The organism is Pseudomonas sp. E102, from assembly GCF_052660185.1.
In genome coordinates this window covers 3018782-3034530 of record NZ_CP084025.1, presented here as the reverse complement: position 1 = coordinate 3034530, position 15749 = coordinate 3018782, and the positions used below count along the sequence as shown (strand labels likewise).

13 protein-coding genes, 5 tRNA genes and 1 pseudogene are annotated in these 15749 nt (G+C 61.0%); 15 read left to right on the top strand and 4 right to left on the bottom strand.

Annotated elements, in window-relative coordinates:
* Positions 1-186 precede the first annotated feature (186 nt).
* The 4 genes and pseudogenes from DOCECA_RS13890 to DOCECA_RS13875 all read left to right on the top strand — a co-directional run bounded on the left by DOCECA_RS13890 (position 187) and on the right by DOCECA_RS13875 (position 4824).
* Complete coding sequence (locus DOCECA_RS13890) at positions 187-1503, top strand: Na+/H+ antiporter family protein (RefSeq protein WP_420765919.1); 1317 nt, start codon at positions 187-189, stop codon at positions 1501-1503.
* A gap of 82 nt (positions 1504-1585) precedes the next feature.
* A pseudogene (locus tag DOCECA_RS13885) lies at positions 1586-2476 on the top strand (cache domain-containing protein); the annotation flags it as partial.
* Between the two features lie 84 nt (positions 2477-2560).
* Entirely contained in the window at positions 2561-3382 is an 822-nt protein-coding gene (locus tag DOCECA_RS13880; protein ID WP_371914218.1) for a methyl-accepting chemotaxis protein, read from the top strand.
* Positions 3383-3762: 380 nt separating this feature from the next.
* Positions 3763-4824 (top strand): AI-2E family transporter, encoded by a 1062-nt coding sequence (locus tag DOCECA_RS13875; protein ID WP_420765672.1) that lies wholly within the window; start codon positions 3763-3765, stop codon positions 4822-4824.
* Here DOCECA_RS13875 and DOCECA_RS13870 read toward each other — a convergent pair.
* The 4 genes from DOCECA_RS13870 to DOCECA_RS13855 form a co-directional block, all read right to left on the bottom strand.
* Positions 4821-5003, bottom strand: coding sequence for a hypothetical protein (locus DOCECA_RS13870; protein ID WP_434606899.1), 183 nt, complete (start codon positions 5001-5003; stop codon positions 4821-4823). The two genes, DOCECA_RS13875 and DOCECA_RS13870, sit on opposite strands and share 4 nt — an antisense overlap.
* A gap of 89 nt (positions 5004-5092) precedes the next feature.
* The gene (locus DOCECA_RS13865) at positions 5093-5287 is read right to left on the bottom strand and encodes a hypothetical protein (protein ID WP_420765674.1); all 195 of its coding nucleotides are present in this window, start codon (positions 5285-5287) and stop codon (positions 5093-5095) included.
* A 257-nt stretch (positions 5288-5544) separates the two neighbouring features.
* Positions 5545-5620 (bottom strand) — tRNA-Asn (locus DOCECA_RS13860).
* A gap of 221 nt (positions 5621-5841) precedes the next feature.
* Positions 5842-7038, bottom strand: coding sequence for an amino acid aminotransferase (locus DOCECA_RS13855; protein ID WP_445570689.1), 1197 nt, complete (start codon positions 7036-7038; stop codon positions 5842-5844).
* 332 nt (positions 7039-7370) lie between these two features.
* Here DOCECA_RS13855 and uvrB point away from each other — a divergent pair, with 332 nt between their 5' ends.
* From uvrB to DOCECA_RS13800, 11 genes are all read left to right on the top strand, one after another.
* Positions 7371-9386, top strand: coding sequence for an excinuclease ABC subunit UvrB (uvrB, locus tag DOCECA_RS13850; RefSeq protein ID WP_434606894.1), 2016 nt, complete (start codon positions 7371-7373; stop codon positions 9384-9386).
* A 243-nt stretch (positions 9387-9629) separates the two neighbouring features.
* Complete coding sequence (gene gltX / locus DOCECA_RS13845; RefSeq protein WP_039593947.1) at positions 9630-11111, top strand: glutamate--tRNA ligase; 1482 nt, start codon at positions 9630-9632, stop codon at positions 11109-11111.
* A 146-nt stretch (positions 11112-11257) separates the two neighbouring features.
* Positions 11258-11333: transfer RNA gene (locus DOCECA_RS13840), tRNA-Ala, on the top strand.
* Between the two features lie 79 nt (positions 11334-11412).
* Positions 11413-11488 (top strand) — tRNA-Glu (locus tag DOCECA_RS13835).
* A 53-nt stretch (positions 11489-11541) separates the two neighbouring features.
* Positions 11542-11617 (top strand) — tRNA-Ala (locus DOCECA_RS13830).
* 75 nt (positions 11618-11692) lie between these two features.
* A tRNA-Glu gene (locus DOCECA_RS13825) sits at positions 11693-11768 on the top strand.
* A gap of 179 nt (positions 11769-11947) precedes the next feature.
* Positions 11948-12487 carry a TetR/AcrR family transcriptional regulator gene (locus DOCECA_RS13820; RefSeq protein WP_039593946.1) on the top strand — a complete coding sequence of 180 codons (540 nt, stop codon included), beginning with the start codon at positions 11948-11950 and terminating at the stop codon, positions 12485-12487.
* 27 nt (positions 12488-12514) lie between these two features.
* A complete protein-coding gene (locus tag DOCECA_RS13815) occupies positions 12515-13348 on the top strand; it encodes an alpha/beta fold hydrolase (RefSeq protein WP_434606891.1) in 834 nt (277 codons plus the stop codon).
* Between the two features lie 45 nt (positions 13349-13393).
* Complete coding sequence (locus tag DOCECA_RS13810; protein ID WP_434606889.1) at positions 13394-13843, top strand: acyl-CoA thioesterase; 450 nt, start codon at positions 13394-13396, stop codon at positions 13841-13843.
* A gap of 244 nt (positions 13844-14087) precedes the next feature.
* On the top strand, positions 14088-15047 hold the full coding sequence (locus tag DOCECA_RS13805; RefSeq protein WP_445570688.1) for a tRNA dihydrouridine synthase: 960 nt from the start codon (positions 14088-14090) through the stop codon (positions 15045-15047).
* 119 nt (positions 15048-15166) lie between these two features.
* Entirely contained in the window at positions 15167-15619 is a 453-nt protein-coding gene (locus DOCECA_RS13800) for an Hsp20 family protein (protein ID WP_420765681.1), read from the top strand.
* The last annotated feature ends 130 nt before the right edge of the window (positions 15620-15749 follow it).

The following is a 15749-nucleotide window of genomic DNA, read 5'->3' as shown; positions in this document are numbered from 1 at the left end:
ATAGCGTCAGTTCAGCCAAATGAATATCAACTGACCCACCGCCATCGCGAGCAAGCTCGCTCCCACACTGGATCGGCAGTGAATGCGAAACCCGCCGCATGACCCTTGCAGCTTGCCGCCGCTTCCTGCAAAGTCGCGACCTTTTTGTCCGGTGGCTTTCCATCGCTGTGCTTTGAGGTAACGATGATAAATGCAGTAATTGCGGCGGTTGGCGTCATGCTGGTGCTCAGCCTGTCCCGCGTGCATGTGGTGATCGCGCTGATCGTCGGCGCATTGGTGGGCGGCCTGACGGGCGGCCTGGGGATCGAGGCGACGCTCAAGGCGTTCAATGCAGGCCTGGGCGGCGGCGCTACGGTGGCGTTGTCCTACGCATTGCTGGGTGCTTTCGCCGTGGCGATCGCCAAGTCCGGCATGGCTCACGCCTTGGCCGACAAAGCCCTGGCCATGGTCGACCGCCAGGACGCCGCCGGCGGCACGGGCGTCAAGTGGGTGCTGATCGGCCTGCTGGGTACCGTCGCGGTCGCTTCACAGAATATCCTGCCGATCCACATCGCCTTCATCCCGCTGCTGGTGCCGCCACTTTTATATGTACTGACCAAGTTGCAGATGGACCGCCGGTTGATCGCCTGCGTCATGACCTTCGGCCTGATCACGCCCTATATGTTCCTGCCGGTGGGCTTCGGCAATATTTTCCTTAACGAGATCCTGTTGGCCAACGTCGCGAGAAGTGGCGTGGACGTCAGCGGCATCAACATCACCCACGCCATGGGCATCCCGGCGCTGGGCATGGTGTTTGGCCTGGCGCTGTCGTTTATCACCTATCGCAAGAAACGCGTCTATGACCTGAAGAAAATCGCTCGCGCCGAGCAGGTGGCGGTGCGCTATAACCCGCTCAGCCTGTTGGTGGCGGGGTTGGCGATCGCGGCGGCCTTTGCCATCCAGCTGCTGCTCGACTCGATGATCATCGGCGCCCTGGCCGGCTTCCTGATCTTTTCTGTCTCGGGTGTGGTGCGTTGGCGCGAGACCGATGACCTGTTCACCGAAGGCATGAAGATGATGGCGATGATCGGCTTCATCATGATCGCCGCGTCGGGGTTCGCCGAGGTGATGAAAGCCACCGGTGAAGTCCAGAGCCTGGTTGAAACCTCGGCGGCCTGGATCGGCCACAACAAGGGCGTCGGCGCATTGCTGATGTTGCTGGTGGGATTGTTGGTGACCATGGGCATCGGCTCGTCGTTCTCCACGGTGCCGATCCTGGCGACTATCTTTGTGCCGCTGTGCCTGCAACTGGGTTTCAGCCCGCTGGCGATCGTCTGCATCGTCGGCACCGCCGGCGCCTTGGGCGATGCCGGCTCGCCTGCCTCGGACTCGACGCTGGGCCCGACCTCCGGCCTGAACATCGACGGCCAGCATCACCACATCTGGGACACCGTGGTTCCGACCTTCATCCATTACAACCTGCCGTTGCTGGTGTTTGGTTGGGTGGCGGCGATGGTGTTGTAGGCCAAGACCGCGTTGCGTTCATCGCGAGCAGGCTCGCTCCCACATTGGATCGCATTTTCCTGTGGAAGCGAGCTTGCTCGCGATGGGGCCCTTGAATTCAGCGACCCTGCCAACTGACTGTTCACCTTGTCCTACAGTTTTGCCGTGGGCTGCCGTTAACCCAGCTAACCACACCATAAAACCTACAAGAGTGAACAGCATGCGCCTGAGCTTGAAGGCTAAAGTCCTGTCCCTGGCAATACTGCCGGTATTGCTGTCCGCCGTGATCATCAGCCTGACCACTGCGTTCATCTTGAAGGAACAGGCCAGCAAAGAAGTCCAGCAAACCCGCGAGCGCCTGCTCAGCGAGGCCAAGGCCACCCTACAGAATTATGTCGCGGTCGGGCTGACGGCCATCAAGCCGCTCTACGATGCCGCCGCGCCCGGCGATAACGAGGCGCGTGCCCAGGCGATCAAGTTGCTGTCCAATATCAGCTACGGCAAGGACGGCTATTTCTTCGGCTACGACTCCGAGACCATTCGTCTGTTCAAGGCCAACAGCCCTGATGGTGTGGGCAAGAGTTTCAAGGACAACCGCGATCCGAACGGTGTCTACGTCAACCGTGACCTGGTGAAAGTCGCCAAGGACGGCACGCATTACCTCGAATACAGCTCGCCGCTGCCGGGCAGCAAAGACCTGGTGCCGAAGCTCGGCTACACCGAATACTTGTCCAAGTGGGACCTGGCGGTGGGCAGCTCGGTGAATCTGGATGGCATCGAAGGTCAGGTGGCGTTGGTGGAAGCCAAGGTCCACGATCGGCTGCAAGGCGTGATCCTCAGCATCGTCGGGATTGCCGCCGTGGTGTTGCTGGTGATCGCGGTGGTGGGCCTGGTGCTCGCCAACACCATCCTGCGTCCGTTGCACCTGATGAAGGACAACCTCGACGACATCGCGGCGGGAGAGGGCGATCTGACCCGGCGCCTGGCGATTACCAGCCAGGATGAACTGGGCCAACTGGCCGGTTCGTTCAACCGTTTCGTCGACAAGATCCACGGCCTGGTGCGGCAGATCACCGACATGACCTCGCAGCTGACCGGGCTGGTGACGCAAGTCTCCGAGCAAGCCCAGCGTTCAGAGCAGGCCATGGAACGCCAGCGCCACGAAACCGACCAGGTCGCCACCGCGATCAACGAGATGTCCTCCGCCGCCCAGGAAGTCGCCCGCAGTGCCCAGGGCGCCGCCGTCGCGGCCCAGCAGACCGACGAAGAAGGCCAGTCGGCCAAGCGCGTGGTGGCCGGCAGTATCCAGCAGATCCATGCGTTGGTGAACGATATCCGCAGCAGCGGCGTGTCCTTGGACAGTCTGCAACAGGACGTGGCCTCGATCGTCAGTGTCCTGGGAGTGATTCGTTCGATCGCCGAGCAGACAAACCTGCTGGCCCTTAACGCCGCCATCGAGGCCGCGCGGGCCGGCGAAGCGGGACGCGGTTTCGCGGTGGTCGCCGATGAAGTCCGTGCCCTGGCCAGCCGGACCCAGCAAAGCACCCAGGAAATTCAAGGGATGATCGACCGGTTGCAGTCCGGCACCCATGCGGCGGTGGAAGCGATGCGCCGTTCCAGTGAGGCCGGCGACGGCACGTCGGAACGGGCCAATGAGGCCGGCGCTTCACTGGACACCATGGCGCAGCTGATCGGCACCATCAACTCGATGAACGCCCAGATCGCCAGTGCCGCCGAAGAACAGACCGCGGTAGCCGAAGAAATCAACCGCAGCGTTCACCAGATCGCCGTGGCCGTGGACAGCGTTGCCGACGAAACCCAACTCGGCGCCCAGACCTCCCGCAGCCTGGCCGACCTGGGCCAGCGCCTGGGCAAGCTGGTGGGGCAGTTCCGGATCTGATTCGGGCAGCAGGAGCTGCCGAAGGCTGCGATCTTTCGCTTTCGATCCAGATGTGCCGCCTGGCTTGCCAGGCCCTATCGGAAGCGGAGGATCGCAGCCTTCGGCAGTTTCTGTCGGTCATCCTGTGGGAGCGAGCAAGCGCGCTCCCACAGTTGTTCTTCGCCGCCTGCATTGCCGGATCAGTGCCTGGGCTATGGCTCGCGCACCCTGTATCAACACGCCGAACGGCACATCCACCGCAATGTCGGGTCGAAAAGCGGCGGGGTAGGCCACGTCCGGCCAGGCGGTATTGATTTGTGTTCATGGCGCGCAGCAGACGCGACGGCACTCCGGCGAGTCCTGGCGGACTAATGTGTATCTGCCAAGGACATGGAAAGCAAATGAACCGCAAGAACCTCCAAAACAAATCGCAGATGTTGCTGCTGATCCTGGTCAGCATCGCCTTCGTCTGGATCCTGCTGCCGTTCTACGGAGCGGTGTTCTGGGCCGTCATCCTGGGCATCGTCTTCGCGCCGCTGCAGCGGCGGCTGCAATTGAAACTCAACTGGCCGCGCAACCTCACGACGCTGCTGACCCTGACCAGTTGCATGCTGATCGCTGTCTTGCCGGTCATCGTCATCAGCACCTTGCTGGTCCAGGAAGGCGCGGCACTCTACAAGAGCCTGGAAAGTGGCGAGCTGGACGTTGCCGATTACCTGGCCCGCTTCAAGGAAGCATTGCCCCCGTACTTCCAGCACCTGCTGGACCGTTTTGGCCTGGGCAACCTGAGCGGGTTGCGGGACAAGATCGTCAAGAGCGCGATGCAGGGCAGCGAATTCTTCGCCACCCAGGCGTTCAGTTTCGGCCAGGGGACGTTCCAATTCCTGGTGAGCTTTTTCGTGATGCTCTACCTGCTGTTCTTTTTCCTGCGCGACGGTCCGGAACTGGTGCGCAAGGTTCGCTTTGCCGTGCCATTGGCGGAGCACCAGAAGCGCCGCCTGCAGTTGAAATTCAACCGGGTGGTGCGGGCGACGGTGAAAGGCAACCTGTTGGTAGCGATTACCCAGGGCGCACTGGGCGGCTTGATCTTTTGGGTGCTTGGCATTCCGACAGTGCTGCCCTGGGCGGTGCTGATGGCGTTCCTGTCGCTGCTGCCAGCCGTGGGAGCGGGCATCGTCTGGGCGCCGGTGGCGGTGTATTTCCTGCTGTCCGGGGCGATCTGGCAGGGCGTCGTGCTGACCCTGTTCGGTGTATTCGTGATCGGCCTGGTGGATAACTTCCTGCGGCCGATCCTGGTGGGCAAGGACACCAAGATGCCCGACTACATGGTCCTGGTCTCGACACTGGGCGGGCTGGCGGTGTTTGGCCTGAACGGCTTCGTCATCGGCCCGTTGATCGCGGCACTGTTCCTGTCGTGCTGGGCGTTGTTCGTCGAAAATACGCCTCGGGTGCAATTGCCTTAGGCGCGCAGCAGATAGGGACCGATGCGTTGCGACATGGCCTGGGCAGCGGGCAGTGAAGTCAGCGGACCGCTGATGGTCACGCCGTCCTGCACCAGATACCAGCAAGCCAGCAGGCCTCGTTCCCTGAGCGGGGCGGGGACGGCGCTGCCAATGACAGACATGATTTGAACCTTGGGCATGGGAAACCTCCATCAATCGATGGGGCTACCTTACGTCTCATGAAGGATGGGGAAAAATCAACGGCTTCAATAGTAGGAATCGATGCCGCTCAATCGACCACCAGGTCCAGCATATGCACCACTTCCTGCTCGTTGAGCAGGCCCTTGCGGACCAGGCTCTCCGCGAGCAGGGAGAGGAACTTGGCGCTGCGGTGGCCTTCCAGGTGCTTGAGCTCGGTCAGTGCGTTGTACACCTTGCTCGAGGTGCACAGTCCCACGATGCGGTGAGGGTTTTGTGTTGGCATGGTTTCGTCCTTGTTGTTATGAAGCTGCAATGGCGGACCGGGACAGTTTGCGGCACGGCCATGACGCTCAGGTGACAGCTTGGGATTGGGAAAAACAAAGCAGGATTCAGACCATGATGCCGCATTGGCGCCAAATTATTGTTCTGGTAGCGACCTCAGACAGGCGCTCTACGGCCTTCAGCGGGCTCTGACCGCCGAAAGGCGCCCATAAAAAAGCCCCTGAATCTTTCGATTCAAGGGCTTTGATTTTTGCTGTCTGGCTCCACGACCTGGACTCGAACCAGGGACCCAGTGATTAACAGTCACTTGCTCTACCAACTGAGCTATCGCGGAATGACGCGTATGTTACTGATTGGAAAAGAGAAGTCAAGCTTGGGTTGATGACTGGGCGGGATTTTCCTGGTTGAGGTGTTCAGGTAGCAAATGTTACTGCTCCACACATTACCGGCCGGACGCTGACCATTGTGGCGAGGGGATAAATCCCTGGCCACAGGGGGCACCCAAAAAAAACGGGAAGCTCGATGGCTTCCCGCTTTTCATCCAGCGCCGGGGTGTCAGATCACCTGGACGATGGCCTTGGTTACCGCATCGATGTTGTTCTGGTTCAGCGCGGCCACGCAGATGCGGCCGGTGTCCAGGGCATAGATGCCGAACTCGTTGCGCAGGCGCGTCACTTGTTCAACGGTCAGGCCGGAGTAGGAGAACATCCCGCTCTGGCGTGCGACGAAGCTGAAGTCGTGGTGCGGCGCGGCCTTGGCCAGCATGTCCACCATCTGGTCGCGCATGCCGCGGATGCGCAGGCGCATCTCGGCCAGTTCTTCTTCCCACTGGGCCCGCAACTCAGGGCTGTTGAGCACGGCGGCGACGATGCTGGCGCCGTGGGTTGGCGGGTTGGAGTAGTTGGTGCGGATCACGCGCTTGACCTGGGACAGGACGCGGGCACTTTCTTCCTTCGACTCGCTGACGATCGACAAGGCGCCGACGCGCTCGCCATACAGCGAGAACGACTTGGAGAACGAACTGGAGGCGAAGAAGGTCAGGCCCGACTCGGCGAACAGGCGCACCGCCGCGGCGTCTTCATCAATACTCTTGCCAAAGCCCTGGTAGGCCATGTCCAGGAACGGCACGTGGTTCTTGGCCTTGACCACGGCCAGCACGTTTTTCCAGTCTTCGGGGCTCAGGTCCACGCCGGTCGGGTTGTGGCAGCAGGCGTGCAGCACAACGATCGAGCGGTCGGGCAGGGCGTTGAGGTCTTCCAGCAGGCCGCTGCGGTTCACGTCGTGGGTGGCGGCGTCGTAGTAGCGATAGTTCTGTACTGGGAAACCGGCGGTTTCGAACAGGGCGCGGTGGTTTTCCCAGCTTGGGTCGCTAATGGCCACGACCGCGTCTGGCAGCAGTTGCTTGAGGAAGTCGGCGCCGATCTTCAGCGCGCCAGTGCCGCCCACGGCCTGGGTAGTGATGACGCGGCCCGAAGCGATCAGCGGGGAGTCCTTGCCAAACAGCAGGGTCTGGACCGCCTGGTCATAGGCGGCGATGCCGTCGATCGGCAGGTAGCCACGGGACACGTGCTGAGCCACGCGAATCGTCTCGGCTTCAACCACGGCGCGCAGCAATGGAATGCGCCCTTCCTCGTTGCAGTAAACACCTACGCCCAGGTTGACCTTGTTGGTACGGGTGTCGGCGTTGAAAGCTTCGTTGAGGCCCAGGATGGGGTCGCGTGGTGCCAATTCGACAGCGGAAAACAGGCTCATTAGTGCGCGGCTCTGAATGGAGAGTGAGGGGACGTGTCGCGCTCCAGCCGGATGCACTAGAGCGGTGCACAAACGGGGAGCTAGTATAGAGGCCATCACCGGGCAGGGCGACAGGCTAATCGGTCTTTACCGTAAGTATTTTCGTTTTTTTTCGACCGTTAGTCCCTTCGCCGCGTCAAAGTCTGCAAGGCGTGTAGGACGCTCGTCTTGAAAGCGAAGGCATTCACCTCCACATTGTGTGAATTCCAGCTTTTTCATCGGCCGACGTCAGTCAATTCGGTCTTCCTCGTTCCCGTCGGCTGGCCGACAGGAGTGAACCCAGGGGTTATGTTATGTCTGAATTCCAGCTAGTCACCCGCTTCCAGCCCGCCGGCGATCAGCCGGAAGCCATCCGCCTGATGGTCGAAGGCATCGAGGCCGGGCTGGCGCACCAGACGTTGCTGGGTGTGACCGGCTCGGGCAAGACTTTCAGCATCGCCAACGTGATCGCCCAGGTGCAGCGCCCGACGCTGGTGCTGGCGCCGAACAAGACGCTGGCGGCGCAGTTGTACGGCGAGTTCAAGGCATTTTTTCCGAACAACGCGGTGGAATACTTCGTTTCCTACTACGACTACTACCAGCCCGAAGCGTATGTGCCGTCGTCGGACACCTTCATCGAAAAGGACGCCTCGATCAACGACCACATCGAGCAGATGCGGCTGTCGGCGACCAAGGCGTTGCTCGAGCGCAAGGACGCGATCATCGTCACCACGGTGTCGTGCATCTATGGCTTGGGCAGCCCGGAAACGTACTTGAAGATGGTGCTGCACGTGGATCGGGGCGATAAGCTCGACCAGCGCGCCTTGCTCCGGCGCCTGGCGGATTTGCAGTACACCCGCAACGACATGGATTTTGCCCGGGCGACGTTCCGGGTGCGGGGTGATGTGATCGACATCTACCCGGCAGAGTCGGACCTGGAAGCGATCCGCATCGAGCTGTTCGACGACGAAGTGGAAAGCATCTCGGCCTTCGATCCGCTGACCGGCGAAGTGATCCGCAAGATGCCGCGCTTCACCTTCTATCCCAAGAGCCACTACGTAACGCCACGGGAAACCTTGCTGGGCGCCATCGAGGGGATCAAGGCCGAGCTGCAAGAACGCCTGGAATACCTGCGTTCGAACAACAAGCTGGTGGAGGCCCAACGCCTGGAGCAGCGGACCCGCTTCGACCTGGAAATGATCCTGGAATTGGGTTACTGCAACGGCATCGAGAACTACTCGCGCTACCTCTCGGGCCGTCCGGCGGGCGCGCCGCCGCCCACTTTGTACGACTACCTGCCGCCTGACGCCCTGCTGGTGATCGACGAGTCCCACGTCAGCGTGCCGCAAGTTGGCGCCATGTACAAAGGCGACCGTTCGCGCAAGGAAACCCTGGTGGAATATGGTTTCCGCCTGCCCTCGGCACTGGATAACCGGCCGATGCGTTTCGACGAATGGGAAAGCGTCAGCCCGCAGACGATTTTCGTCTCGGCCACTCCTGGCAATTACGAGGCCGAGCATGCCGGTCGCGTGGTCGAGCAAGTAGTGCGGCCGACGGGGCTGGTGGACCCGCAGGTCGAGGTGCGCCCGGCACTGACCCAGGTCGATGATTTGCTGTCGGAAATCACGAAACGCGTGGCCTTGGAAGAGCGGGTGCTGGTCACCACGCTCACCAAGCGCATGGCCGAAGACCTCACCGATTACCTGGCAGACCATGGCGTGCGGGTGCGTTACCTGCACTCGGACATCGACACGGTGGAGCGGGTCGAGATCATCCGCGACCTGCGCCTGGGCACTTTCGACGTGTTGGTGGGCATCAACCTGCTGCGCGAGGGCCTGGACATGCCGGAGGTGTCGCTGGTGGCGATCCTCGACGCTGACAAGGAAGGTTTCCTGCGCTCCGAGCGCTCGTTGATCCAGACCATCGGTCGCGCGGCGCGAAACCTCAACGGTCGCGCGATTTTGTATGCCGATCGCATCACCGGGTCCATGGAGCGGGCTATCGGCGAGACCGAGCGCCGCCGCGACAAGCAGATCGCCTTCAACCTGGCCAATGGCATTACGCCTAAAGGCGTGTTCAAGGACGTCGCCGATATCATGGAAGGCGCCACGGTGCCTGGCTCGCGCAGCAAGAAACGCAAGGGCATGGCCAAAGCCGCCGAGGAAAGCGCCCGCTACGAAGCCGAACTGCGCTCGCCGAGCGAAATCACCAAGCGTATCCGGCAATTGGAAGAGAAGATGTACCAACTGGCCCGTGACCTGGAGTTCGAGGCCGCGGCGCAGTTGCGCGATGAGATTGGCAAGTTGCGCGAGCGGTTGCTGACTGTCTGACTCTTGCAGTGGCTTCGAAGGCCTCATCGTCGGAACGCCGCCCGGAGCAGGCTCGCTCCCACAGTGGACCGCATCCAGTCCAGACAACTCGGTTTCCTGTGGGAGCGAGCCTGCTCGCGATGAGGGCGACTCGGTCTGGCAGGCTTTACTCAAATCGGCCTCTCACTGGAGCCTGCCCACCATCGCCTGTTACCATTCACCCCCTGTTTGATCTTCGCTTTTATCTTCTTTCCGAGACATGCCATGACCACCGTCCGTACCCGCATCGCGCCTTCGCCCACTGGCGATCCCCATGTCGGCACCGCTTACATCGCCTTGTTCAACTATTGCTTTGCCAAGCAGCACGGTGGTGAGTTCATCCTGCGGATCGAGGACACCGATCAGTTGCGCTCGACCCGCGAGTCGGAACAGCAGATTTTCGACGCCCTTCGCTGGCTCGGCATCGACTGGAGCGAAGGCCCGGATGTTGGCGGCCCGCATGGCCCGTATCGCCAGAGCGAGCGCGGCGAGATCTACAAGCAGTACTGTCAGCAACTGGTGGACATGGGGCACGCATTCCCTTGTTTCTGCACCGCCGAAGAGCTCGACCAGATGCGCGCCGAGCAGATCGCCCGTGGCGAAACCCCGCGCTATGACGGTCGCGCGCTGCTGCTGTCCAAGGAAGAAGTCGCCCGTCGCCTGGCCGCTGGCGAGCCCCATGTGATCCGCATGAAGGTGCCGACCGAGGGCGTCTGCGTGGTGCCGGACATGCTGCGTGGCGATGTCGAGATCCCATGGGACCGCATGGACATGCAAGTGCTGATGAAGACCGACGGCCTGCCGACGTACTTCCTGGCCAACGTGGTCGACGACCACCTGATGGGCATCACCCACGTCCTGCGCGGTGAGGAGTGGCTGCCGTCGGCGCCGAAACTGATCCTGCTTTACGAGTACTTCGGCTGGGAGCAACCGCAGTTGTGCTACATGCCGCTGCTACGCAATCCGGACAAGAGCAAGCTGTCCAAGCGCAAGAACCCGACCTCGGTGACCTTCTACGAGCGCATGGGCTTCATGCCCGAGGCGATGCTCAACTACCTGGGGCGCATGGGCTGGTCGATGCCCGACGAGCGCGAGAAGTTCTCGCTGCAGGAAATGGTCGAACACTTCGACCTTTCGCGTGTTTCCCTGGGCGGGCCGATCTTCGACGTCGAGAAATTGTCCTGGCTCAACGGCCAATGGCTGCGCGACCTGCCTGTGGAAGAGTTCGCCGCGCGCGTGCAGAAGTGGGCGTTCAACCCTGAATACATGATGAAGATTGCCCCGCACGTGCAGGGCAGGGTCGAGACGTTCAGCCAGATCGCGCCATTGGCCGGGTTCTTCTTTGCCGGTGGCGTGACCCCCGATGCGAAGCTGTTCGAATCCAAGAAGCTTTCGGGCGACCAGGTGCGGCAGTTGATGCAATTGATCCTCTGGAAGCTCGAAAGCCTGCGCCAGTGGGAAAAGGACAGCATCACCGCGACGATTCAGGCAGTGGTCGAATCCCTGGAGTTGAAACTGCGCGACGCGATGCCGCTGATGTTTGCCGCCATTACTGGCCAGGCGAGCTCGGTGTCGGTGCTCGATGCCATGGAAATCCTCGGGCCGGACCTGACCCGTTTCCGCCTGCGCCAGGCCATCGATCTGCTCGGTGGCGTGTCCAAGAAGGAGAACAAGGAGTGGGAAAAGCTGCTGGGCGCGATCGCTTAAGCGGCTGATGGAGGAGGGCGTGCCCCGGTTTTCCGGGGTTTGTCGGTAAGTGATTGTTATCCCGGCAAAAAATTTTCAAATTCTTTGAAAATAAATTTGACAGCCCTCCGATACGCCCTTAAGATTCGCCCCGTCCTCAGCGATGAGGGGCTATAGCTCAGCTGGGAGAGCGCTTGCATGGCATGCAAGAGGTCGACGGTTCGATCCCGTCTAGCTCCACCAATTTACACTTCAAGGCCTGGCCACACCGGCCTTGAAGCGATCAACTCTCAGCGTTGATCAGTTGTATAGAAGGGTTTGCGTCCCCTTCGTCTAGTGGCCTAGGACACCGCCCTTTCACGGCGGTAACAGGGGTTCGAGTCCCCTAGGGGACGCCAGTTTTACAGAAGCGATGTTGCAAGATGTCGCTCCGCCGCGAGGCGAAAAATCCGGGGCTATAGCTCAGCTGGGAGAGCGCTTGCATGGCATGCAAGAGGTCGACGGTTCGATCCCGTCTAGCTCCACCAATCTCAGGTTCAAGGTCTGGCCACTCCGGCCTTGAATCGATCAGTTCTCAGCGCTGATCAAGTAAGAAGGTTTGTGTCCCCTTCGTCTAGTGGCCTAGGACACCGCCCTTTCACGGCGGTAACAGGGGTTCGAGTCCCCTAGGGGACGCCACGATTACCCGCTCTGCGGGATTTTATAAGGGTCATTCAATTCTTGAATGGCCCTTTTGTTTGCCTGGCGTTCAGCCAATTTCCTATTCTCCTGAAAATACTTCTGACCGGCGGTCAACATTTCGCTTGCGAAAATTTATTATGAGAATAATATTTCAATCGTAATATTCGGAGGCAACGATGAGCGATAAAAAAGCACAGACCCGCGAACGCATTCTCAAGGCCGCCAGCGATGCGCTGATCCAGCGCGGGCCGGCCGAGCCGAGCGTGGGCGAGGTGATGGGGGCGGCCGGGCTGACGGTGGGTGGTTTCTACGCTCATTTCGAAAGCAAGGACGCCTTGATGCTGGAGGCGTTCAAGCAGTTGCTGAACCGCCGCCGTGGCTTGATCGCTGACATGGATGCCGAGCTGACGGGTGAAGAACGGCGCGCCTTGGTCGCGGCCTTCTACTTGTCGCGCAAGCACCGCGATTCAACCGAGCAGGCGTGTCCGATTCCGGCATCGGTCGGCGAGCTCGGGCGGCTGCCGGATGCATTTCGTGAGGTGCTCAATGAGCATATCGAGCTGATGGTCGCGCAATTGGCCGCCAGCCCCGAAGACGCGGACAAAGCCCTGGCTGACATTGCCTTGATGGTCGGCGGCCTGGCGCTGGCACGGGCATTGGGCCCGGGTGAGTTATCGGATCGTTTGCTGCGCGCCGCCAAGTCGGCGGTGCGCTGAGCTAAGGCGCAAGCCCTGGAGATGAGCATGGACAGGTTGAGCTGGATTCGTGGCGTCAATGGCACCCTTGGTTGGATAGCACCGCGCCTGGTGGCGAAGAAAATGCGCAGGGTCTTCATGAGTCCACGCAACCTGCCACCGAGGGCCTGGGAGTTGCCATTGCTTGCCTCGTCCGAGCGCATCACCTTGCGCTTCGGCCTGTCTGCCTTGCGCTGGGGCAAAGGCCCGGCGGTCCTGCTGATGCATGGCTGGGAAGGACGGCCGACGCAGTTCGCGGCCTTGATAACCGCGCTGGTGGATGCCGGTTATACCGTGGTGGCGCTGGACGGACCGGCCCATGGTCGCTCGCCGGGCCACGAAGCCAACGTCCTGTTGTTTGCCCGGGCGATGCTCGAAGCCGCAGCTGAGTTGCCACCGCTGCAAGCGGTGATCGGTCACTCCATGGGTGGCGCCAGTGCCATGCTGGCGGTCCAGTTGGGCTTGCGGACCGAGACGCTGGTCAGCATCGCCGCGCCTGCGCGGATCCTCGGCGTGCTGCGTGGGTTCGCCCGGATGATGGGAATGCCCGCCAGGGCCCGCTCGGCGTTCATTCGCCAGGTGGAGCAGGATGTGGGCATGCAGGCTTCGAAGATGGATGTTGCGCAATACCAACTGGATATTCCAGGGTTGATTGTCCATGCCGAGGACGATACGTCGGTTTCGGTCAGGGAATCGCAACTGATCCATGAAGCCTGGTTCGACAGTCGCTTGCTGCGGTTGTCCGAGGGTGGACACCAGCGAGTCCTGGCCGATCCCCGTGTCATTGATGGCGTGTTATCACTGCTGGCGGGGCGCAGCTTGCAAGCGCGGCAATCGGCTTGAGCTTCCGTTACACTGCCCCGATCCAAATTCGACCGGGAGAGGGGCATGGGCTGGGATCGGGCAACGCCGTTCATTATTGATCTTCAGGTCAATCCAGAAGATATCGATGGGCTAGGCCACGCCAACAACGCGGTGTACGTCACCTGGCTGGAGCGTTGCGCGTGGCGGCATTCCCAGCGCCTGGGCCTGGATCTGGTGGAATACCGGCGACTGGATCGGGCCATGGCGGTGGTGCGGCATGAAATCGATTATCTGGCGGCCGCCTACGAGGGCGACGAATTGCAGTTGGCGACCTGGATCGTCGACTGGGACCAGCGCCTGAAAATGACCCGGCATTTCCAGCTGGTCCGTCCCAGTGATAACACCACATTGCTGCGGGCCCAGACCACTTTCGTTTGCATCGAACTGTCTACCGGCCGGCCCAAGCGCATGCCGCCGGAGTTCATCGAAGGTTATGGCGTGGCGCTGAATTCATCTGACCTCTTTATAGACTGACCCACCGCCATCGCGAGCAGGCTCGCTCCCACAGGGTTTGGTGGTGGATTCCGGTTTTGTGGGCGCCTTGGAGTCGGTGTGGGAGCGAGCTTGCTCGCGATGGCGGCGGCACATCCAGCATCTTCCCAAGCTGATACACCGCCATCGCGAGCAGGCTCGCTCCCACAGTGATTCGTGGTGGATTCCGATTTTGTGAAGGAAATCCGCTAAACTGCTGCACGTTTTTTCGTTGAGTGTGTTTCCCATGCAAATTGCCTTGGCGCCCATGGAGGGGTTGGTCGACAACATCCTGCGGGACGTCCTGACCCGTGTTGGCGGCATCGATTGGTGCGTCACCGAGTTCATTCGCGTCAACGACCGTCTGCTCACGCCGGCCTATTTCCATAAGCTTGCCCCTGAACTGTTGACCGGTGCCCAAACAGCGGCGGGTGTGCCCCTGCGTGTGCAGTTGCTCGGTTCCGACCCGGTATGCCTGGCGGAAAACGCGGCGCTGGCCTGCGAGCTGGGCTCCGAGGTGATCGATTTGAATTTCGGGTGCCCGGCCAAGACAGTGAACAAGTCACGGGGCGGGGCGGTGTTGCTCAAGGAGCCAGAGCTGCTCAACGAAATCGTGGAACATGTCCGTCGTGCGGTGCCCAAGCACATTCCGGTTACGGCGAAGATGCGCCTGGGTTTCGACAGCCCGGACGGCGCGCTGGTCTGCGCCACGGCGCTGGCCGAGGGCGGCGCGGCGCACATCGTCGTGCATGCGCGGACCAAGGTCGACGGCTATAAGCCACCGGCCCACTGGGAGTGGATTCCCCGCGTCCAGGAAGTGGTCAAGGTGCCGGTGTTCGCCAACGGCGATATCTGGTGCGTCGATGACTGGCGTCGGTGCCGGGAAATCAGCGGTGTCGCAGACATAATGCTCGGCCGTGGACTGGTCTCCCGTCCCGACCTGGCGCGGCAGATCGCCGCCGCCCGGGCGGGTGAAGAGGTTATCGAGATGTCTTGGGCCGACCTGCAACCGATGCTCCAGGATTTCTGGGTACAGGTAGTGGAGCAATTGACCCCTCGCCAGGCGCCGGGTCGCTTGAAGCAATGGCTGGCCATGCTGACCCGCAATTACCCCGAAGCCGTGGAGTTGTTCGGCGCGCTACGGCGGGAAACGGAACTGGATGCGGTGGGCCATTTATTGGGTGTGCAGCGCACCGAAGCGGCCTGAAAAAAATCTCAGGAAAAGCTCTTGAAAAGTTTTTGGCGGACCCTAGATAGGGGGTACGCGATGCCGAATTCGGGTCGCGGAGACAAAAAACCTTGCTGAACTTTCAGGAGATTTGAATCATGAGTACTGCATTTTCGCTGGCCCCTCTGTTCCGTTCCTCGGTGGGCTTCGACCGTTTCAACGACCTGTTCGAAACCGCACTGCGCAACGAACCGGGCAGCAGTTATCCACCTTACAACGTGGAAAAACACGGCGATGACGAATACCGCATCGTAGTCGCCGCTGCCGGGTTCCGGGAAGAAGACCTGGACCTGCAAGTGGAAAAAGGTGTGCTGACCATCAGCGGCGGCAAGCGCGAGGCCAGCAACGACAGCGTGACCTACCTGCACCAAGGCATCGCCCAGCGGGCGTTCAAGCTGTCCTTCCGGTTGGCGGATCATATCGAGATCAAGGCCGCCGGCCTGAGCAACGGTCTGTTGAGCATCGACCTGTTGCGCGTGGTACCGGAAGAGGCGAAAGCCAAGCGCATCCCGATCAACGGTGCGCAGCAAAAACCCGCGCTGGAGAATTGATCCATCGCAATTGAAGAAGGGCGCCGAATGGCGCCCTTCTTCGTTTTTGAGATCGGTGGAAGATTAATCGTGGCGAGGGGATTTATCCCCGCTGGGCTGCGAAGCAGCCCTAAAAGCCGTCGCCTCGGCG